Annotated in this window: 13 protein-coding genes and 1 tRNA gene; 7 read left to right on the top strand and 7 right to left on the bottom strand. The window is 44.5% G+C overall.

Translation table 11 applies throughout. The features are described 5' to 3' along the window. Positions 1–296: 296 nt before the first annotated feature. On the bottom strand, positions 297–1,664 hold the full coding sequence (locus P5683_RS11040) for a tetratricopeptide repeat protein (RefSeq protein ID WP_006624004.1): 1,368 nt from the start codon (positions 1,662–1,664) through the stop codon (positions 297–299). Between the two features lie 77 nt (positions 1,665–1,741). Here P5683_RS11040 and cofH point away from each other — a divergent pair, with 77 nt between their 5' ends. Together cofH and P5683_RS11030 are read left to right on the top strand one after the other, a co-directional pair. After that, positions 1,742–2,878, top strand: a complete 1,137-nt coding sequence (gene cofH, locus P5683_RS11035) for a 7,8-didemethyl-8-hydroxy-5-deazariboflavin synthase subunit CofH (protein WP_006624003.1) — start codon at positions 1,742–1,744, stop codon at positions 2,876–2,878. A gap of 117 nt (positions 2,879–2,995) precedes the next feature. Next, positions 2,996–5,275, top strand: coding sequence for a transglycosylase domain-containing protein (locus P5683_RS11030; protein WP_006670664.1), 2,280 nt, complete (start codon positions 2,996–2,998; stop codon positions 5,273–5,275). 75 nt (positions 5,276–5,350) lie between these two features. Here P5683_RS11030 and P5683_RS11025 read toward each other — a convergent pair. Further along, positions 5,351–5,423 (bottom strand) — tRNA-Glu (locus tag P5683_RS11025). Positions 5,424–5,871: 448 nt separating this feature from the next. On the opposite strand from P5683_RS11025, the gene P5683_RS11020 reads away from it, so the two are divergent. From P5683_RS11020 to P5683_RS11010, 3 genes are read left to right on the top strand one after another with little or no spacing between them, the layout of a single operon-like run. After that, positions 5,872–6,936 carry a ParA family protein gene (locus P5683_RS11020; protein ID WP_006624001.1) on the top strand — a complete coding sequence of 355 codons (1,065 nt, stop codon included), beginning with the start codon at positions 5,872–5,874 and terminating at the stop codon, positions 6,934–6,936. Then, positions 6,920–7,201, top strand: a complete 282-nt coding sequence (locus P5683_RS11015; RefSeq protein ID WP_315640076.1) for a hypothetical protein — start codon at positions 6,920–6,922, stop codon at positions 7,199–7,201. The genes P5683_RS11020 and P5683_RS11015 overlap by 17 nt, the downstream gene beginning before the upstream one ends. Next, positions 7,164–7,358 (top strand): HEPN domain-containing protein, encoded by a 195-nt coding sequence (locus P5683_RS11010; RefSeq protein WP_315640075.1) that lies wholly within the window; start codon positions 7,164–7,166, stop codon positions 7,356–7,358. Before P5683_RS11015 ends, P5683_RS11010 begins: the two co-directional genes overlap by 38 nt. A gap of 62 nt (positions 7,359–7,420) precedes the next feature. Here the strand turns inward: P5683_RS11010 and P5683_RS11005 are convergent, their stop codons facing one another. From P5683_RS11005 to P5683_RS10995, 3 genes are all read right to left on the bottom strand, one after another. Continuing rightward, positions 7,421–13,171 carry an alpha-2-macroglobulin gene (locus P5683_RS11005; RefSeq protein WP_187758341.1) on the bottom strand — a complete coding sequence of 1,917 codons (5,751 nt, stop codon included), beginning with the start codon at positions 13,169–13,171 and terminating at the stop codon, positions 7,421–7,423. 169 nt (positions 13,172–13,340) lie between these two features. Next, positions 13,341–13,490 (bottom strand): hypothetical protein, encoded by a 150-nt coding sequence (locus P5683_RS11000; RefSeq protein WP_162198545.1) that lies wholly within the window; start codon positions 13,488–13,490, stop codon positions 13,341–13,343. Next, complete coding sequence (locus tag P5683_RS10995; protein ID WP_006623997.1) at positions 13,474–14,538, bottom strand: glucokinase; 1,065 nt, start codon at positions 14,536–14,538, stop codon at positions 13,474–13,476. Before P5683_RS10995 ends, P5683_RS11000 begins: the two co-directional genes overlap by 17 nt. Positions 14,539–14,561: 23 nt before the next feature. On the opposite strand from P5683_RS10995, the gene P5683_RS10990 reads away from it, so the two are divergent. Continuing rightward, positions 14,562–14,723: a hypothetical protein gene (locus tag P5683_RS10990; protein WP_155839134.1), complete on the top strand. Its 162-nt coding sequence runs from the start codon at positions 14,562–14,564 to the stop codon at positions 14,721–14,723. Here the strand turns inward: P5683_RS10990 and P5683_RS10985 are convergent. Further along, a complete protein-coding gene (locus P5683_RS10985; RefSeq protein WP_187758340.1) occupies positions 14,698–17,115 on the bottom strand; it encodes a phosphoketolase in 2,418 nt (805 codons plus the stop codon). The genes P5683_RS10990 and P5683_RS10985 overlap by 26 nt on opposite strands. A gap of 503 nt (positions 17,116–17,618) precedes the next feature. Between P5683_RS10985 and P5683_RS10980 the strand changes: the two genes are divergently transcribed. Beyond that, positions 17,619–18,830 (top strand): acetate kinase, encoded by a 1,212-nt coding sequence (locus P5683_RS10980; protein ID WP_006623994.1) that lies wholly within the window; start codon positions 17,619–17,621, stop codon positions 18,828–18,830. A 249-nt stretch (positions 18,831–19,079) separates the two neighbouring features. Here P5683_RS10980 and pdhA read toward each other — a convergent pair whose 3' ends face one another. After that, on the bottom strand, positions 19,080–20,111 hold the full coding sequence (pdhA, locus tag P5683_RS10975; protein WP_006623993.1) for a pyruvate dehydrogenase (acetyl-transferring) E1 component subunit alpha: 1,032 nt from the start codon (positions 20,109–20,111) through the stop codon (positions 19,080–19,082). Positions 20,112–20,536: the final 425 nt, after the last annotated feature.

Raw genomic sequence — 20,536 nt, 5'->3', positions numbered from 1 at the left:
ATTGCTATGACTAACTGCGGAGGCGCGCCCCTACAATTATTAATTATTAATTATTAATTATTAATTATTAATTCCCCGGTGGGGTGGGGCGGGTTTATTAAGCGCTTCCCTCATTCCTATAGCTAACTGCGGAACCCGCCCCTACAATTATTAATTATTAATTATTCATTATTAATTATTAATTATTAATTCCCCGGTGGGGCGGGTTTATTAAGCGCTTCCCTCATTGCTATGACTAACTGCGGAGGCGCGCCCCTACAATTATTAATTATTAATTATTCATTATTAATTATTAATTATTCATTTTCATTTTCCGTTAACTTTTCTTCGAGGGATTGAATCGTGTTGAGAGTCGCCTGTGCAGCTTCTGGGTCTCCAGCTTCTTGGATGATAGATAACGCACTTTTTAAAGTTTCTAGCGCCTGGGAATAGTTCCCCAAGTTCTCATGAATGGAACCTATATTATTGAGGATTTGACTAATCTCTGGCTGCTGGTCTGACTCTTGGTAAAATTCTAGGGCTTGCTGGTAAATTTCCAGGGCTTTTTCCCACATTTCCTGACTGTTATAAAGGCGACCTATCTGGCTAAGTGCCGTCCCCGCTAGACCCACATCATTAGCTTCCTTAGCCAAATTAGCAGCCTGCTGATAGGTTTCGATCGCTTGGGGAACCTGGTCTAAATTTTCATAGATCATCCCCATTAAATTCAAGATACGAGCCGCCCCAGCGTTATCTCTGATGCGTTCCAAGAGTTGAGCCGCTTGCTGAAAATGTACTAAGGCTTGGAAATCATCTCCATTTTCGCGGTAGATATAAGCCATATTACTTAATAACCGCCCTACCCCCGCTTGGTCTCCTATTTGGCGGCGAAAAGCTAGGGCTTGTTGATAAATTTCTAGGGCTTTTTCTACCTCTCCTATGCTAAAATAAAGTGCGCCTAAATTGTTCAGGGTGCGAGAAAGATCCCGTAAATCTCCCACCTCTTGACGGATAGCCCTGGCTTGTTCATAATAGTCGAGGGCTTGGGTAGGTTGAGCTTGACTAGCATAGACAGCCGCGATATTATGTAAGGATTCCCCCATTTCACTGCGATCGCCTGCACTTTGAGCTAATCTGAGGGCTTCTTGGTGGTGTTGGAGGGCTTCGGAAAATTCACCCTGTTGGCGGCGAACAAAACCGAGGAGATTGAGACTGCGGGCTTTACCCCTTTGGACGAGAGCCGTTTCCGAGGCGGCTTCGGGGTTTTGTTGGCGATAAATTTCTAGGGCTTCTTGAATAGCTGGTAAAGCGCGATCGCTTTCGTTAAAATTGCTGTAAACTTCACCAATAGCATTGAGTGTTTCTGCTACAGCCAGGCGATCGCCTTGTTGGCGGCGAATTTGCAATGCCTGTTCTAGGCTTTCTAGGGCTTCGCGATGTTCCCCTTTATGGAATTGTTCAATTCCCTGATTGTGTAATTGATTATGATCAACAGAGGGGCGATCGATTTCGGAAGTGGGGGACGATTCCGGTGCGGGTTCTTCCTGAGCTAGAATAGGTGCGATCGTGAACAGGAACATAGTTGCACCCATAAGCATCACCATCGGTACATTCCCCAATTTGGGGGAAAACCAGAGCAGTTGTGGTCTGGGAACTCGAATAGATAAAGCAGATTGTAATATCATTGCTGTCATCCAATTAACTAAAGAACTTGAGTAAATATGCTGACCGATGTAACTTGGGACACTATCGAATAGATTGTATGTTAACTCAAACCGTTGATGCCATCTTAGATTACGCCTCAGAAGGGGCTGATTTATCCCCAGAGCAAGGATTAACCCTACTGGAAGCAAATCACCCGAAAGTTACCGAACGTCTGCGAGAGGTAGCAGATAAGTGGCGATCGCGTGATTGTGGGGATACTGTAACCTATGTAATTAATCGCAACCTGAATTTTACCAACATTTGTGAACAGCATTGCAATTTTTGCGCTTTCCGGCGTGATGAAGGGGAAGCCGGAGCCTTTTGGTTGGGTTTTGAGCAAATTCTCGAAAAAGCCCAAGATGCTGTCGAAAGGGGGGCGACTGAAATTTGTATGCAGGGGGGATTAAATCCCCAGGCTCAGATTAACGGTCAGTTTTTACCCTACTATCTCCAGTTGGTGAAAACCATCAAAAACGAGTTTCCCAATTTACACCTTCATGCTTTTTCCCCCCAGGAAGTGCAATTTATTGCCCGTGGCGATCGCCTCAGTTATGATGTAGTCATAGGTTCACTGCGGGATGCCGGAGTCGGTTCTATGCCAGGAACAGCCGCCGAAGTATTAGACGATCGCATTCGCCAGGTCATCTGTCCAGAAAAAATTAATACAGCCACCTGGTTGGAAATTGTAGAAACCGCCCACAGTCTAGGAGTTCCCACCACTAGCACCATATTATGTGGTCACATTGAAACCCCCCAACAGCAGATCGACCACTTGCACAAATTGCGATCGCTACAACAAAAAGCTATAGACCGGAATTATCCCGCCCGAATTACCGAATTTATTGCTTTGCCTTTTGTCGGGGAACAAGCACCTCCCCCCTTACGCCGCCGAGTAGGAAGAGACCAACCAATTTTAGCTGATAGCCTCAGATTAATGGCTGTAGCCCGGATTTTCCTGGGTAACTGGATTATTAACCATCAACCTAGTTGGGTAAAATTGGGTTTATCCGGTGCCACAGAAGCCCTGAAATGGGGCTGTAATGATATCGGCGGCACCCTAATGGAAGAACATATCACCACTATGGCAGGGGCTAAGGGGGGAACCTGTAGGACAGTAGAAGACCTGAAAGAGGCGATCGCCTCCGTCCAACGAAAACCCCTCCAGCGTGATACTCTCTATAGAATTATCCCTTGATTTGCCCCAACCGTGAATCACTACTCGACGGACTAGGAAAAGTAGGTGTTATAATTTTCCGAGTCAGCTACGGCCAGTGAGTCTCACATAACGGCTATATGCGGAATGTCGTTAAATATGTCATCTAAAAAGCCGGACCCGAAGTCAAATACAGTTATAAATGCCATCACCCAGGTTGTGCAGACTATTCACGCCCGGGTTAACTTCTCTCGGCTGTTGCTAAAGCCTAATAGTAGGGTTCCTGAACTTTGGGTGCAAAATGCCGATGCGGATAAGGCTGATGTTTATCCGCTATTGGGCGATCGCTATATCATTGGTCGTTCTTCGCGATCTAGTGATATCGTGGTTCGCAATCCGGTCGTTAGTCAAGTGCATCTGTGTTTACTACGACAACCACCACATAAAACCATTTTGGGAGAACATCCCTCTCGACAATTTTATATCAAAGACGAAAATTCTACCAATGGCATCTATAAGGGACGGCGGCGACTTGAGGTTTTTCCCCTGCGTCATGGGGATGTCATTACTTTGGGTCCCCCAGAACTTGCTAATGGTGTTAGGGTTCAGTATGTAGATCCCCCTAGCTGGTATGTGCGGTTACTGCGCTCTGGTCTTTATGCCTTCTGTGGTATTAGTGCTTTAGTTGCCTTGGTCGTCTTGTGGCAGTGGCAATATTTTACAGTGCGACCTCTCCCTCGCTCTATCAATGGCCCCGTCGTCGTTTATTCCCGCGATCGTCAGCCGCTGCGGGGTATCACTAACAATAATTTACAACTGGAATTGGAGGCTTTATCCGATTTTGCCTCTTACCTACCCAATGCCGTTATAGCCTCCGAAGATAGCCGTTTTTATTGGCATTTTGGTATTGACCCCATCGGGATTTTAAGGGCTTTTGTCACCAATTTACAAGGGGGTCAAATTCGAGAAGGTGGTAGCACCATCTCCCAGCAGTTAGCCCGGACTTTATTTAGGGAGTATGTCGGCACAGAAGATTCCCCCGGCCGCAAGGCTAGAGAGGCGATCGTTGCCCTAAAATTAGAGACTTTTTACGGAAAAGATACCCTGTTACTTACCTATTTGAACCGAGTCTATTTAGGCTTAGACCTCTATGGTTTTGAAAATGCCGCTCAGTTCTATTTTGGCAAATCAGCCACTAATTTAACCCTGTCGGAAGCCGCCACCCTCGCCGGGATTCTGCCCGCCCCTAATAGTTTTAATCCTATTCAAAATTATGAGTTAGCTGTTCAGTATCGCGATCGCGTTTTGGCGAGAATGCAAGCCCTGGGAATGATTAGCTCAGAAGAGGCAGATCGGGCGCGGCGATCGCGTATTGAAATTAACCCCAGGGCGCGGGAAGTTCTCGAAAGTACCATAGCCCCCTACTTTTATGATTATGTATTTACCGAAATAGAGCAACTGCTCGGCAGTCAATTGGCGCGAGAGGGTAACTTTATTGTCGAAACCTCTTTAGATCCTCAAATGCAGGCCGTCGCTGAGAGGTCTCTGCAACAACATCTAGCTACTGTAGGGGCGGGCGCTGGCTTTTCTCAGGGGGGAATAGTAACTCTCGACTCCGGCAATGGTGCTGTCATGGCTATGGTCGGAGGACTCAGTTATGGGGATAGTCAATTTAACCGAGCCACTCAAGCCCTACGACAGCCCGGATCTACCTTTAAGCTGTTTCCTTATGCCGCCGCCTTAGATAAGGGTATCCCCCCTGGTAGAACCTATTCCTGTGAACCTCTGACTTGGCAAGGGCAAACTTTTCGAGGATGCGATCGTAGTAGTGGGTCTGTCGATATGTATCGCGGCATGGCTTTATCCGAAAATGTCACCGCCCTACGAGTCGCCCAGGAAGTCGGCTTAAATTCCGTCGTCGAGATTGCACGACGGCTAGGCATTCGCTCCGATTTAAATCCCGTTCCCGGTTTGGTTTTGGGTCAAAGTGAAGTTACCCTATTAGAGATGACAGGCGCTTTTAATGTCATCGGCAATCGAGGTTTGGCTCACCGTCCCCACGCCATTAGACGTATTTTAGATAGTAGTGATTGCACCGACCCCCTCGATATTAATAGCTGTCGGGTCATTTATGCCTATGATCGGGAAAATCCCAGAGTCCCCCAGGTCCTTTCTCCCCTCGTCACAGAAACCATGACCTCCATGCTACAAGGGGTAATTCGTTGGGGTACAGGTCAGGATGCTAGTTTGGGTTTAGGGGAAGCCGGAAAAACTGGCACCACTAACTCCAATGTTGACCTCTGGTTTATTGGCTACATACCCAGTCAGAGACTCACCACAGGCATTTGGCTCGGTAATGACGACAATTCCCCTACTTTTGGCAGTAGCGCTAATGCAGCCCAATTATGGGGCAATTATATGCGCCAGATCCTCCCTTGAGGTTAGCCAACTATCACCAAAGAGACAAGGGTAGAGACCACTCTCGCAATCTCTACCCTAATCTTAACTTTTGAGTACCCCCAAGGGAATTCGAATCCCTGTCGCCTCCGTGAAAGGGAGGTGTCCTAGGCCTCTAGACGATGGGGGCTTGTGTTTTGTTTCGCCTTTTGGTTTCGAGCTTGTGTCGCTCTCACCTTTATTAACTTAGCGAATCTTTCAACTTATGTCAACCCTTTTGCCGATTTTTTTAAAAAAATTTTCCGGTTGGGGCTTAATCTGCCTCTGGGTAAGCGTTTCAGCCTTTGAGAGCCCCATAGATTTCGCGGCCGTCCCTAGAACCATAACCGTCACCGCCCAGCCTTTAGCTCCATCCTAACATGACCCATAAAATTTAGCCATGAGTCTCCCCATATCCACAGAGACCCCAACCACTCTCACCTCATCACCATCACCTCAGAATTGATACAGCAACATCATCAGACAGCATCTGAAGTGAGTCTCAAACCTCCATAGAGATTATTATTGACAGTTGGGGCAATGATTATTTGCTATAATTAGCCATAATTGATTGCGGAGTTCAAAACAGGGTAAATATCATGGTTCAGAAAATCGCCCTATTTAATCACAAAGGCGGAGTCAGTAAAACCACCACTACATTTAACTTAGGTTGGATGTTAGCAGCAAAAGGCAAAAAAGTGATTATTGTAGATGCTGACCCACAATGTAATTTAACTGGTATGGCTTTAGGTGAAGATACCGAAGATGACCAAGGGAGAATCGAAGCTATCTACAATACACATTCCAACATTAAAACCGGACTCGCGCCAGCTTTTGAAGGTCAACCCAAACCCATTGAAGCCGTAAATTGTGTTGCTTTATCAGGTCAAGAAGGCTTATTTTTACTTCCGGGTAATGTAGGATTTGCTGAGTATGAAGTTACCCTAGGTATTGCTCAAGAGTTAAGTAGTTCGATTCAAACACTCCAAAATTTACCCGGGTCTATTACTGACTTGTTTAACAAAACTGCCGCGCGGTTTAATGCGGATTATATTTTAATTGACATGAGTCCTAGCTTAAATTCAATTAATCAAAATTTGTTGATGACCAGCGACTTTTTTATCATTCCTACTACCGCTGATTTCTTCTCCGTGATGGCGATTGAATCCTTGAGTAAAATTTTGCCAAAATGGTCATTATGGGCGAAAAAAGCCAGTTCCTTACCGATTTTAAAAGAGGCAATATATCCATTTCCTGATTTTAAACTTCGGTTTCTGGGAACTATTATTCAGAATTATCGCATTATTCACGGTAGGGAAACTGTAGCTTTTCAAAAATGGATTGATAGAATCGAGGCAGATGTTAAGGATAAATTGGTTCCTGTGTTCAGACAATCTGGTTTAATGTTACCTACTCCCAGTTATCTTGAGCAAGGTATTAGCGAAACTTTTACTTTAACTAAGATTTCTAACTTTAATAGTCTGATTGCTCTGTCTCAACAGCATCAAACTCCGATTTATGCTTTAACTCGTGAGCAATTAAAACAAGCTGGCAAAGTTTACCAAAACAATCAGAAAAAACAGCAAGAATTTTATCAGGTATTTGCCGACCTAGCAGATAAAATTATCGGATTAACTTCTCAGAGTTATGCAATTAGCGCTTGACCAATTTCGGGTCAGTATTGCTCGTGTTAGGGATTTAATTGATGTTCATAACTATATTAAATCTCAATCGACCCCGGCTTTAGATTTATCTGATATTTTACGAGCATCCCTGGTTTTAGCCGTAAGTGCATTAGATTACTATATCCATGAAGTTGTCACCCTGGGAATGTTAGAAATTTATAAAGGTGAACCTCCTCAAACTGCCGCCTTTTCACGTTTTGCAGCAAATGGGGAAATCAGCACAAGATATCAAACAACAACTTAGTGCAATAGTCGATCGCAGAAATAAAATTGCTCATCAAGCTGATATAGACCCTTCTTTTGGCATCGGAAACAGATGGCCTATTGATGACCGTCTAGTTAGCGACTGCGTTGATTTTCTTGAACAACTTGTAGAAACTATACACCAAGTCTTAACATAATTGATTATGATTACTTGCTATTATCCTCCATTTATGGTATAATAGGCGGAGCTTTTCCGAGTCTATCTATCGGATACCACTAACAATCCAGAGGTAGTTCGTCCGAACTCTTCTGGGTTATATTGTAGATAGGCTTCTGCACCCGGCCAGATGAATTCGCCGGGGGTGACAGAACGTACTAGATAATGAACATGATAAGCACCAGGTATGAGACGATCGCTATAAGCCATAATGCGATCGCGATAAATAGTTTGATAGGCAATTTCCCAACTATCAGTCTGAGGTTGTAACGCTTGATTACTGGTATCAAAACTCCTATCAATCGCTTCTAAACCCGCCGGGAGGGGGTCAACAATCACCACTTTATCCACGGGATGATCTGCGATAATTTCCAAGCCAATATCAAAGACCTGTCCCGGTTTGACCGTTAAAGGTTTAGACTCCGCTGCGAGGCTATAGGTTTGCCAAATTTGAGTTTCGTTAGCTGGTCTAATAGTCCGAATAACCCGAAGACCATTAAGTTGACCCGGTTGTTTTCCTTCTAAGCGATAACTGTATTTGATCCAATAATGCAAATTACCCGAATTTTCAGGTTTAATCGATAGTTGATAATTTCCTTGGGGTAATTCTGCAATAGGTAGGCTAAGATTAAAGCTAGAATTACCATCATTTCCTAACTCGATTTGCTGTGATATGTAGTTCCCTACTTGCAAATTAATCCGCAAACTTTCCGACGTGGTTTGGGTTTGTTGATAAGCCACTAACGCCGTTAACGCCTCGGCGGTATCATAGTCATTTTGCCAAATTCCCTCACGACGCAAGTTTAACAGACTTTCGACTAATCTACTGATAGTTTCTGGCTGTTGGTTTTGGGTGATATATAGGCGTAATGCTTGAGACTGTAAAACCGTCGGAGAGGCTAACCATTGATATCCGGGGGGTAAATTAACCGTCGCTGTCCGTCCCGTTTGATAAATGTGTTTTTGGATATCTTGGAAAATGGTATTAAATTCCGTTTCCCATTGGGGGAAGTTGGCTAAATAACCAGCTAGTTTAATTTGGGTGGCGGGGTCAAATTCCCGCCAATTGCCGTAAATTTCTGCCATGAAATCACTGCGGGTTTCTCCCAAGTAGGATAAGGCGATTAAGGCTTCAAGACGCAGGCGGCTTTTACATATATTATCAACACAGAAGCCATCATCAGCAGGATTAGCAACTACTTGATTAAGGTAATTTCTCAGGCGGTTAATCATATTATTATTAACCGTAAATCCAGCCTGAGATGCTTTGGCTAAAGCTTCGGCAGCGTAACTAGATAGGACAGGATCGGAAATATTCGCGGCGGCAAAATAGCCGAAACCGCCATCCTCTTTTTGTAAGCCTGCTAATCTGGTGATAGCATCATTAGCTTGTAGTTCCAAATTTAAGCCGGATAAATCATTAGGATTTTTATCCAGAAGCTGGAGATTACTTGCTATCAATAAACGACTGGCTATTGGTTCTAAGAATGGTAAAGTTGGCTGTTGGAAAATTTGAGCCGCAGGTTGGGTTAATTGGGGGATTAAACTATTAGCCAGGGAAATAGTTAGACCTCCCGCATTCGGGACTACCTTTTCATCAATATTAATGGGAATGGTAACAGTTTCGCGGGTGGTCCCTGAGGCGATTACCTGTTCCGTTGTTTCTAGGGGTTTTACCTCCAAAGGAACTTGAAAACTATCAGTTTTATTTTGCAGTCTGCTGGTGAATTTTACCTGGGAATTTCCCACTTGTTCAACTAACACCGGAAAACGATAGGCTTGCGTGTCTACTTCGGCTTGGGTTTTCAGGTGGTGGCTGGTTTTATTCCCCGCTGAAAATAACAGTCCACCACTCAGGTCTCCGGTGATGTCTAATTGTCCTTTCAGGTGGTCTCGGTTGGTGATGGAAACTCCCGCCAAAAAGCGATCGCCTACCCGTGCGAATTGTGGTAGTATCGGATTAGATAATAGGGATTTACTGGTGATAAATGTCGCTTCCCCTGACCCAAATTCTAAATTTTCGTCAGTAGCGATCGCCATAACTCGCCAGGTGGTTAAATTATCAGGTAACGTAAAATTAACCGTGGCTTTTCCCTGGTTGTCCGTGATAATTGAACCGTTATAGTAGGCTAACGCTTGGAAGTCTTGACGCAACTTAGATGTATCAACAGTGGCGGCGGAAAATCCTCCACCATAACCCCAACCTTTAGCTAACGGTGACATTAATGATTGTACTACCACATCAGGACGGTTATCTGTTAATCGGGTCGATATTGATTGTTCAGCATATACAGTATCTACTAAGTTGGGGGGTCGGTAGCCGTTAAGTTGCAAGATCGCATCATTAACCACCATTAAAGTGATTTGTCCGCTAATCGGTTGATAATTATCCTTGGTTAACTCTAGGTTAATCGTAGCTTGGGAACCCGGTTGAAATTCCGATTGATTCGGGTTAATTTTGACTTGTAAGTATTTGCTATTTTTGCTAACATTTAACGGAGTCATTCCGATAGATACCAGATTATCTATACTTCCCGGTTCCAGTTGTGATAGAGGTTCTCCCTGACGGACTAAGACCGCTTCTACAGCCACATTAGGTAGCATTTCGGGTGTGACTTGAAATCGGACTTCTGGTGCGCCGCCTTTCACCGGAATTAGGGTTTGATACAAAATGCGATCGCGAATTACTGCGAAAAATAACTCTCCCTCCCTATAGGGTGATTGAATTAAAGCCGTCGCCATATCCCCAGGTTGATAATTATCGCGGTCTAGTTGAATTTCGAGGCGGTTATCATAACGATTTCCCCAACTCACCGGACCATCACCCGTTACCCAAATTTGAATATCAGTAGCTTTCGGCGTATTTAATGGGTCCGAAGCAAATCTCGCCTGAATGCGATAAGAACCCGATTCCCTCGCCGTTAATTCTACAGTTTTCGCCGTATTACCACTCCTGACATCTACAGTATCCACTGTTTGATATTCCAGTTGATTTCGGTTAGTTTGTCCCCCTTCTACCACCCGGGTAATACTGCTGTAATTCATTTTCTGCAATTCCAGCTTCACCGGAACATTATTAATTGATTTACCCTCAACATCAGTAACAATCACTTCCACCGGAAAAGCCTGATTAACATTAGCTACAAATTTGCTTTTCAGTCCAATCAATTGATGGTTAGGTAAGACCGTAAAACTTTGGGAGTCCGCGACCGACAGGTTAGAAACATCTGTCACTTCCACATCAACTTGATATCTGAGGGGATAGGGAACATCACCGCTAACAGTGATCATTTCACTTCCCGAACCCGCCGCGTCTAAATTTTGCGATCGCTGTAAGACATCACTAGAAATCGTCGGTTTTTCTTCCGGCCAAAACCACTGTCTTCCAAAATGATATTTTTCCCAACCTATGGGAGTAAAATCACTAGCAGTCCGCGTCACATAATATTTAGCCTCACCACCAACTACCGGAGAACCGAATAAATAATCTCCCTGAACTGTCGCCATAACCTTATCCTGACCCACAGCTAATCGACGGTCAAGACTCAAATCAACCTTAAAGTTAGGGGGGTTAAATTCTGCGACCCGAAAATTACCAAAAATTTCTACCCCACTAATACCTTTACCCTGAATTACATAATTCCCCAAAGGGTCATCTGGCTTCACCGTAAATTCTACCGAAAACGTAGCAAATTGATTAGTTGAATAATCCCCTAATTCTCGTTTTTCCCCCGTCGGAGTTTCTAACGTGAGATTATACACCGTATTTTTATCTGGCTGTAATTCTCCATTTTGTAAATAGTAAGCCACTCCCGTTAAAGCTATAGCTTCACCCGGTTGATATAGTTGTCGGTCTGAAAAAATAGTTCCGCGAGAAATCGGTTGATTTTCATCCCAACCCGCATAAACTCCATAGCCATAAGCGCCACTGTAGGAGTAGCTGCGAGTGAATGCCCAGTCATCCCCTTCTTTAGCAATTACCAAGAGTTCTGGAGGTTCATTAAACCGATTACCTCCCATACATCCCCGCAGGTTTTCCGCCGTTAACAATAGCAATCCCTGGTTATTAGTAATTCCCCTAGCACAAGCAGTTGGTTTAGGAAATGATCTAGCATTCAGTTGAGATTGATATATTTCCACCGATGCTGATGCTACTGGTGAACCGTCATCTAAATGATTAACTCTCACCATTCCCGACTCTGGAAACCACTGGGAAAACACACCTAAGTTAGTTAACTGAACCATCCCATAAAAGCTAGGTTCATTCCATTGAGTCACACCATTTTTTTGATAGGAAGTCGTTTTAGCTTTAATTCCATAGGCTAACATTCCCGTTTTCCCTTGTAACCTGTCTCGCAGATTAATCGAAGTTTCGATAGTTTGATTAGTCGCACCACCATTAATCCTAAAAGTTTGCCATTTATCTGAGGTGGGTAGTAAGTTTTTACCCTCCCGACTCGGATAGGCTTGATCTGCATAGACTAAATCTTCTGGCTGGATAATTGCATAAGCTGCTTGATAGCGGGATTCGGGTATATTAACAGTAGAAATGTTAATTTGTAAATTGTTACCAGATGGAAAAATATTTAAACCAGAAGGAGTCCACAGGTCAGCCGCCAGATCTCCGGTTTTATAGTTAAGGTTGATGGGTTCCTCTAGCCTTTGATTAAAGGTATCTTCCAGGTTAGCGCCAATCGTAATTACATAATTTGTTTGAGGTTCCAAAGACCAGGGATTTAAGCTGATTGTATCGTTACCGTCGTATGATTGTATCAGCGGCGGCGCATCTCCTGCTGGGGGAGGGTTTATCGTTATATTTTCTCTTGCTGATTGCGCCGTAATTCCGTTATTAAATTTCAGTTGAGGACTCCCATTCGTAAATCTTCCATAGGTTCCACCTTCCCTAGGTTCTCCATAAAATTGTATCGCTTGAAACTGTAAGGGTTCGTAGGTGTAAATTGGGTGGGAAATTAGAAATTGGCTGGCTAGATTTCCCGTTTTTGATTGCAGTCCCGGTGTGATTTCTAGGGTGTAACGGCTGGCTTTTTCTAGCTTTTGCTGAAATTTTATGTTATAATCCCAGCTATGGGAAAATAGACTATCTCTGTCTTCTCGCGCCACATCCCCCCCATCAGCTTCCGGTCTATCTAGTGTTACCCGTAGAGGAATCCCTTTTTTGGTCTTGTCGGAAATGACTCTAATATGGTCGTTGACTGAGGCGAGATCTAGTTCTACGTTAGATGTAAATTTTAGGGTGGGGTCTAAACCTATCGGTTGGTCAGGGAAACCAGGGTTATCTTCCGTCCCCGGAAGGTTTGACAGTTGAATGGCTGGAGTGTTGAAAGTCCAGGCTATGTCTGACTCTAGTTGATGGTCGCTGAGATCGCTGAGTCCTTTTTTTAGCGTCACCTGAAAGCGGGTGGCTAGGGGAATGGCTTCTTCCGCTTGAAAACCTACCATCCGGGGTGTCAGAAATCGGAATCTTCCCGGTATTTTGGGGTTGATGTCAAAGTGTCTGAGTTGTTGTCTCTGGTTGGGAGAGTCCAGACGTTCAACCGGAATTAACGGGTTGCTAAAAGTAATTCTAATCTGACCTAAAGATGTGGCTTCCTCTGTAGGACTAATTTCTTCTATCCACTCGGGGAGTTGGGGAAGAGGTAGCGGGGATATGTTGACCATCGGTTCACCAACGGGTTGACTGCTGAAAATTCGACACCCGGCTATGGTGAGGATAAACAGCGAGACTAGGAAAAACCGCTTCCAGATTCTACGGGAAAAGCCTATTGTTACCATAGGAGATTATGCGATCGCATTTCGTATTCCCTTCATAACACATCATAGTTGCTCAACCCCGGAAACTTCCACAATTCTTAATTGTTTCTATCTGAGTAGAATTATCTCTCTTTCCTCTCTCAACTCCCGCTATCGTTTCCAGCTATCGGTTCAAGGGTTGACCGTTTAACTATTGATTAGCTGCACTATCGATGAGCTTAACCATAGATTTTAGCTTATATATGCCGCCACCTTTTTCCATGGTAATAATTATGGCATAAACATCACCGCAAGTCAACCCCCAAACCGAAATAGTTTTTTGTTTAGATTTGTGCTGCACATAATGCGGCACCGATTAAACCGACTTTAGGATTAAGAACAATATAGACAGGTACTTGTTCTAATAAAGGACTAACGCGACCCTTATCTTTCAAGGCTTTGATAAAGTTTCCTTCCTGTATTAAGGGGAGAATTTTAGCAGCAATTCCCCCCGCCACATATAACCCGCCGTATGGTAGTAATTTGAGGGCGAGATTTCCGGCTTCTGCGCCATAGGCTTCCACAAAAATTTTCATAGTCTGAACCGAGAGATAATCACTTTTAGCCAAGGCGGCTTTAGAGACTTCGGCGGCGAGGTCTACGGTTTTGTGTTCTTGTCCGATTTCCTGTTTCCAGGTATGATAAATTTGGGCAATTTCGGGAGATTCTTGAGAAATATCATGGTCACGCAAAAATTGATAAATCGCGGTAATTCCCATCCCCGATACTACTCTTTCTACGGATACTCTGGTGATATTATAGAGTTCTCGTAAATAGCCTAGGAGATGAAATTCCAACTCGGATCTGGGTGCGAAATCAGTATGACCGCCTTCGCTGAAAAAGACTTGATAACCGCCGCCTTGGGAAAGGGGAATCACAAAACATTCTCCTAAACCTGTTCCCGCACCTATAACAGCCCTAGGCGCAGAAACATCGGGTTTTCCGGGTTGGAGAATGTGTAAATCTGATGGTGATAAACTGACTACGCCATAACCAATAGCAGCAAAATCATTAATTAGTTTAATTGGGGAAATATCTAGTTCTCGCTGAAGGCGATCGCTATCTAAAGACCAACTCAAGTTAGTGAGTTCGCAGCTATTATTGACCACCGGACCCGCAATCCCAAAAGCCGCTTTTTCCGGTTTTGCGTATTCAGTAACTTGCTGAGAGGCTGCTTGTAAAAATTTTTTAACTATGGGGACTAAATCAATATAATTCTGACTAGGATATATTTGCTCAAATAATGATTTAACTTGGGGGACGGCGGCGGTGGTATCGAGATAATTTGCGTCAAATAAGGATAAAATAGTTTTGGTTCCTCCTATGTCTCCGGCGAGAATAATGGTCATGTTTTTAGTTTCCTGAAATAGTGATGAGATCACCCGTCTATGCTGAGGATAAAAAAAGGCGATCGCATGAGTATATGTTAGACCAACTGTCAGCGAATCGCCTAATCAAGTTAAGTTATCCTACTAATGGGTCAGCAGTTAACCCGGAGATGGTATCAGCTAAAAAGGCCACTTCCAATTACTAATTTCCTCCTGATCCTGACCATGTTCGTAGGCATAGGCGACATTTTCGATGATAGCATTTCTCATGCGTTCCCGAACATAAGCCGCCGCCGATCGCAATTTGGGAACTCTGTCAATGACATCAATCACCAAATTAAAGCGATCGACCTGATTTTCGATCGCCAATTCCAAGGGTGTATTAATATTACCCTTTTCCTTATAGCCGCGCACGTGCAAATTGGGGTGATTAGTGCGACGATAAGCCAACTTATGAATCAACCAAGGATAGCCATGGAAATTAAAGATAATAGGTTTGTCAGTAGTGAACAAACTATCAAAATCCCAATCAGACAAACCGTGTGGATGTTCAGTATCCGGTTGTAACTTAAACAGATCGACCACATTAATAAAGCGAATTTTCAACTCCGGAAATTCTGACCGGAGAATGGCGGTCGCAGCCAAAGACTCCTTAGTGGCGACATCACCACAACAAGCCATCACCACATCAGGAATATCGGGGTCTTTACCACAATCATCATTACTAGCCCATTCCCAAATCCCAATTCCTTTAGTACAATGCTTAATAGCATCATCCATATTCAGGAATTGTAGATGTTTTTGTTTATCTGCCACAATGACATTGACATAATCTTTGCTTTGGAGACAATGATTAGCACAGGACAGTAAACAATTAGCATCAGGGGGAAAATAAACCCGAACCACATCAGGACTCTTATTAGTAACCAAATCCACATAACCGGGATCTTGGTGACTAAAACCATTGTGGTCTTGTCGCCAAACCGTAGAAGAGAGTAGGATATTCAGAGAGGCGATCGGAGAACGCCAAGGCACCTCTTTTTTACAGACTTCCAACCATTTAGCGTGTTGGTTAAACATGGAATCGACCACATGAGCAAAAGCCTCATAGGTATGGAAGAAACCATGACATCCAGTCAGCAAATAGCCTTCTAACCAGCCTTGGAGTGTATGCTCACTTAACATTTCCATAACCCGACCATCAGCGGCTAATTCGCTACCGTCTAAGTCTTCCTCTAAAAACTCACCCATCCAGGTTTTTTTACTGACTTCATAGACAGCATTAAGGCGATTAGAGGCAGTTTCATCAGGTCCAAACATCCGAAAATTCGTCATATTTTTACCCATGACATCCCGGAGGAAATTGCCGAGAGGTCGAGTGTTTTCCGCCTCACTTTGACCTGGTTTAGGAACCTCTACAGCATACTTACGGAAGTCTGGCATATTTAAGTCACGCCGCCAAATACCACCGTTAGCAAAGGGGTTAGCACTCATGCGACGGACACCCGTTGGCGCTAGTTCCTTGAGTTCAGGAATAAGAGTTCCGTTTTCATCAAAGAGTTCTTCTGGCTGGTAACTTCGCATCCAGTCTTCTAGGATTTTCATTTGATGGGGGTTCCCAATGACATTAGACATGGGGACTTGGTGCGCGCGCCAGAAACCTTCAACTTTGCGACCGTCTACTTCCTTCGGACCTGTCCAACCTTTAGGCGATCGCAAAATAATCATCGGCCATTGGGGACGGGTAGCCTTGCCACTGCTACGAGCCTGTTGTTGAATATCGCGAATTTCGTTGATACAATGTTCTAGGGTCGCAGCCATTTTCCGATGAGCCGACCCATAATCCTCATCTTGGCTACATTCCACCAAATAGGGAGTATAACCATAGCCTCGGAATAGGTTTTTAAGTTCCTCGTTGGGAATTCTTGAGAGAATGGTGGGGTTAGCGATTTTATAGCCGTTTAGGTGTAGTATCGGCAACACCGCACCATCACGGATAGGATTGATAAATTTATTGGAATGCCAAGCCGTTGCTAGGGGTCCCGTTTCCGCTTCTCCATCTCCCACCACAGCCGCGGTAATCAGTTCTGGATGGTCAAATACTGTACCATAAGCATGGGAGAGGCTATAACCTAGTTCCCCCCCTTCGTGGATAGAACCTGGGGTTTCTGGGGTGCAATGGCTACCGATACCGCCAGGGAATGAAAACTGTTTGAAAAATTTTCCCATCCCTTCAGCATCTTGACTTTTATCCGGGTAAACCTCCGAGTAAGTTCCTTCTAAATATACTGGACCGAGAACACCCGGTGCGCCGTGTCCTGGACCCGCAATATAGATCATATTCAGGTCATATTTTTTGATTAGCCGATTTAGGTGAATGTAGATAAAACTTAAACCGGGACTAGACCCCCAATGACCCAGAAGGCGATATTTGATATGTTCAGGTTTTAAGGGTTCTTTTAGTAACGGATTATCTCGCAGGTAGATCATCCCTACACAAAGATAATTGCAGGCACGCCAGTAGGCATGAGTTTTCCGGATCTCTTCGTCACTGAGAGGATAGGTTGTCTCTAACGTTTGAGAGGGTGCTGCCACCATAAATATTTACCTTGATTTACCTTATTGACATCCTACTTTAGATAGATCTTTCCAGGGAGGTTAGGCTAATGCTAACATTCTGGATGATCCGATAGGACGGAGTTTCTCTATTAATATCCTAAGATTCCCTAAATTGCAAGTTTTCATGATTAATTGGGTGATGTTTATGAAGATTTAACCTGATTTTAACTTGACTTTAAGTGGTCTTTAGTCTATTTTAAGGTAAATTTTGCTGCTGATCATCATTCCATTAACTAATTAGTTCGGTGGCTCCATTATCGTCAATTCCATTAATAGAAGTAGCCAAATGTTGCTCAAACGGTTAAACCAATATGGTCGGGGTTCCTTTCCTGGCGGGTTTACGGCGATATATGGTAGTAACAGATAAGCCAGATCAACCCGCCCTCTCCCGCAGCCCTCTCCCGGCTCATCAACTCGCCCGTCATCACTAAAACACCCCAAAAAGCCATCAATCAACTATTATTAAATCATAAATTTAAACTATGAAAATTCTTGTTTTAAATGCTGGTTCAAGTTCCCAAAAAAGCTGCTTATATGATCTGAACGGAGATAGCCTACCATCATCTCCCCTAGAACCTATTTGGGAGGCGGCTATTGATTGGGGAATGCCACCTTTTGGGGAAATGAAAGTGAAAGCCAATGGGGTGAAATCGGAGAGTAAAATTGATTCGGAACAGAAGGCAGAAGCCATTGGCAAAATGTTAAATAGCCTGATAGAAGGGGAGACTAAAGTCCTCAATAGTCTGGGGGAAATTAATGTAGTTGGTCATCGGGTAGTACATGGAGGAACTGACTATTCTAGGGCGACTATAATTGATGAGCAGGTGAAAGAGGCGATCGCCCGATTAATCCCCCTAGCTCCGGCTCATAACCCCTCTCATTTACAGGGAATTTCAGCCATAGAAAAGGTGTTAGGAAATGTGCCACAGGTGGCGGTATTTGATACAGCCTTTCATAGTCAAATGCCCTTATATGCGGCGGTTTATCCGATTCCTTATGAATGGTTTACTAAAGGGATTAGGCGCTATGGTTTTCATGGTACAAGCCATAAATATTGCGGACAGAGAGCAGCTCAATTAATTGGGAAACCATTGGAGTCTTTGCGGTTAATTACTTGCCATTTAGGGAATGGTTGTTCTTTGGCAGCTATTCGGGATGGAATTAGTGTGAATACTACTATGGGATTTACCCCCTTAGAAGGTTTGATGATGGGAACTCGGAGTGGTTCGATTGACCCAGCAATTTTGATTTTTTTGATGCGGGAATATGGTTGGGATAGCGATCGCCTTAATCAAATGCTAAATCAACAATCGGGGTTAAAGGGAATTACCGGAATATCTGGAGATATGCGCTATGTTCAAGAGGAACAGAATAGCGGCAACGAACGGGCGATCTTAGCCTTTGAGATGTTTATTCACCGCCTGCGAACTGGGATAGGTTCAATGTTAGCCAGTTTAGGGGGACTAGATGGTTTAGTGTTTACGGCAGGTATTGGAGAACACGCAGGTTTAGTGCGTCAAGAAACCTGCAAAGATTTTGAATTTATCGGACTCAAATTAGACCCCGATAAAAACCGCAACATTAAAGGAGATGGTAACATCGCCGCCAGTGATTCCCAAGTGCCGATATTTGTGATCCACACCGAGGAAGATTGGGCGATCGCCACTGAATGCTGGCATTTACTAAAATCCTAGGTTAGCAACCGACTCGCCTTTTAGGGGCGGTTTCACCGGGGTCTTCTGTAGGGGCGGGTTCACCAGGGTCTTCTGTAGGGGCGGGTTCACCAGGCTATATGGTAGTAACAGATCAGTCACATAAACCCGCCCCCGCCCCCGCCCCCGCCCTATTGGGTGGCGTATCAACCCGCTTATTGGGTGGCGTATCAACCCGCCTATTGGGTGGCGTATCAACCCGCCCTATTGGGTGGCGTATCAACCCATCCCTTAGTCGTCAGCATAAATATAGCGATATAACTCGCTAGGGTCAGGTTCAGGGCTAGTCTGAGCAAACTCAACCGCGTCATTAATGAGATCCTGAACCTTTTTGTCGATCGCCTTCAACTCGTCACTATCAGCGAGATTATGTTCAGTCAAATAGGCGAAAAACTTATTAATAGGGTCACGAGCAAACCAAAACTCTTTTTCATCGCGATCGCGCAATTCATCAGGGTCAGCCAAAGAGTGACCTCGGAAACGATAAGTCAACGCTTCAATCAGGGTTGGACCTTCACCAGCACGGGCTCTAGCGATCGCCTTTTGAGCCACCTCTCGAACCGCCAAAACATCCATACCATCAACTTCATAACCAGGCATTCCAAAAGCGGGGCCTTTCTTATAAATTTCCGGGTCAGAAGTCGCCCGTTCATGAGCCATACCAATAGCCCACTTATTATTTTCCACCACAAACAAAATAGGTAACTTCCAGAGAGTTGCCATATTCAAGCACTCATAGAACTGTCCATTGTTGCAGGCTCCATCCCCAAAAAAGCAAGCCGTGACCGTATCAGAACTTTCATCTCCCATTACTTCCCGGCGATACTTACTCTGAAAAGCCGCCCCCGTAGCCACAGGAATACCTTCCGCCACAAAAGCAAAGCCGCCGAGCAAATTATGTTGAGACGAGAACATATGCATCGAACCGCCACGACCCTTAGAGCAACCAGTGGCTTTACCAAACAATTCAGCCATAACCTCTCGTGCGGTAACTCCAGCACTGAGGGCGTGTACATGGTCGCGATAGGTACTACAGACAAAATCCTGGTCGCGGCGCATAGAGCGAATTACCCCGGTAGAGACGGCTTCCTGTCCATTGTAAAGATGAACAAACCCGAACATTTTACCCCGGTAGTACATTTCAGCGCACTTGTCCTCAAATAAGCGCCCTAGCACCATATCCTCATAAAGCATCAACCCTTCCTCTCGGGTGATGACTACAGAATCGACTTGAAAACTAGGTACTGTGCGTTCCTTAACCATTGCGTTACCTTGTGAAACTGTTTACTGCTGCGTGCTGCCAATTAATTATAAGTAGGTGCGGGTTCACGGGGTATATGGTAATTTGTAGGGGCGGGTTCACGCCCGGTAGATCCCAGTAACAGATGAACTACATAGACCCGCTGCCTCCCCGCCACATAAACCCGCCGCTGCTAGAGACTATTCTATAGGAATAGGGGCAAAACGAAGTTTTTTCAGGGTAGGCGATCGAGGATGGGATAAATAGCAAGGACTAACCTATAATTAACCTAATATTTGGGGTAGAATGCACCACATTGTGTAGGATATAATTAAAAATCCCCGTTGGTTTATTCGCGGGGACAGTGGGGACGGGTTCACGCCCGGTAGATCGTAGTCAGCACCCCCGGCTGAAGCACGGGGGCTTCGTGCCCCCCTTTCAGGTAGCT

Origin of the sequence: Limnospira sp. PMC 1279.21 (genome assembly GCF_032349615.1) — a bacterium.
Taxonomy (GTDB): domain Bacteria; phylum Cyanobacteriota; class Cyanobacteriia; order Cyanobacteriales; family Microcoleaceae; genus Limnospira; species Limnospira fusiformis.
This window is presented reverse-complemented; position numbering and strand designations above follow the sequence as displayed.

Excerpts from the sequence above, each read along its gene's own strand:
- P5683_RS11040 (WP_006624004.1), bottom strand. The coding sequence starts at position 1,664 with ATGATATTACAATCTGCTTTATCTATTCGAGTTCCCAGACCACAACTG.
- cofH (WP_006624003.1), top strand. The coding sequence starts at position 1,742 with ATGTTAACTCAAACCGTTGATGCCATCTTAGATTACGCCTCAGAAGGG.
- P5683_RS11030 (WP_006670664.1), top strand. The coding sequence starts at position 2,996 with ATGTCATCTAAAAAGCCGGACCCGAAGTCAAATACAGTTATAAATGCC.
- P5683_RS11020 (WP_006624001.1), top strand. The coding sequence starts at position 5,872 with ATGGTTCAGAAAATCGCCCTATTTAATCACAAAGGCGGAGTCAGTAAA.
- P5683_RS11015 (WP_315640076.1), top strand. The coding sequence starts at position 6,920 with ATGCAATTAGCGCTTGACCAATTTCGGGTCAGTATTGCTCGTGTTAGG.
- P5683_RS11010 (WP_315640075.1), top strand. The coding sequence starts at position 7,164 with ATGGGGAAATCAGCACAAGATATCAAACAACAACTTAGTGCAATAGTC.
- P5683_RS11005 (WP_187758341.1), bottom strand. The coding sequence starts at position 13,171 with ATGGTAACAATAGGCTTTTCCCGTAGAATCTGGAAGCGGTTTTTCCTA.
- P5683_RS10995 (WP_006623997.1), bottom strand. The coding sequence starts at position 14,538 with ATGACCATTATTCTCGCCGGAGACATAGGAGGAACCAAAACTATTTTA.
- P5683_RS10990 (WP_155839134.1), top strand. The coding sequence starts at position 14,562 with ATGAGATCACCCGTCTATGCTGAGGATAAAAAAAGGCGATCGCATGAG.
- P5683_RS10985 (WP_187758340.1), bottom strand. The coding sequence starts at position 17,115 with ATGGTGGCAGCACCCTCTCAAACGTTAGAGACAACCTATCCTCTCAGT.
- P5683_RS10980 (WP_006623994.1), top strand. The coding sequence starts at position 17,619 with ATGAAAATTCTTGTTTTAAATGCTGGTTCAAGTTCCCAAAAAAGCTGC.
- pdhA (WP_006623993.1), bottom strand. The coding sequence starts at position 20,111 with ATGGTTAAGGAACGCACAGTACCTAGTTTTCAAGTCGATTCTGTAGTC.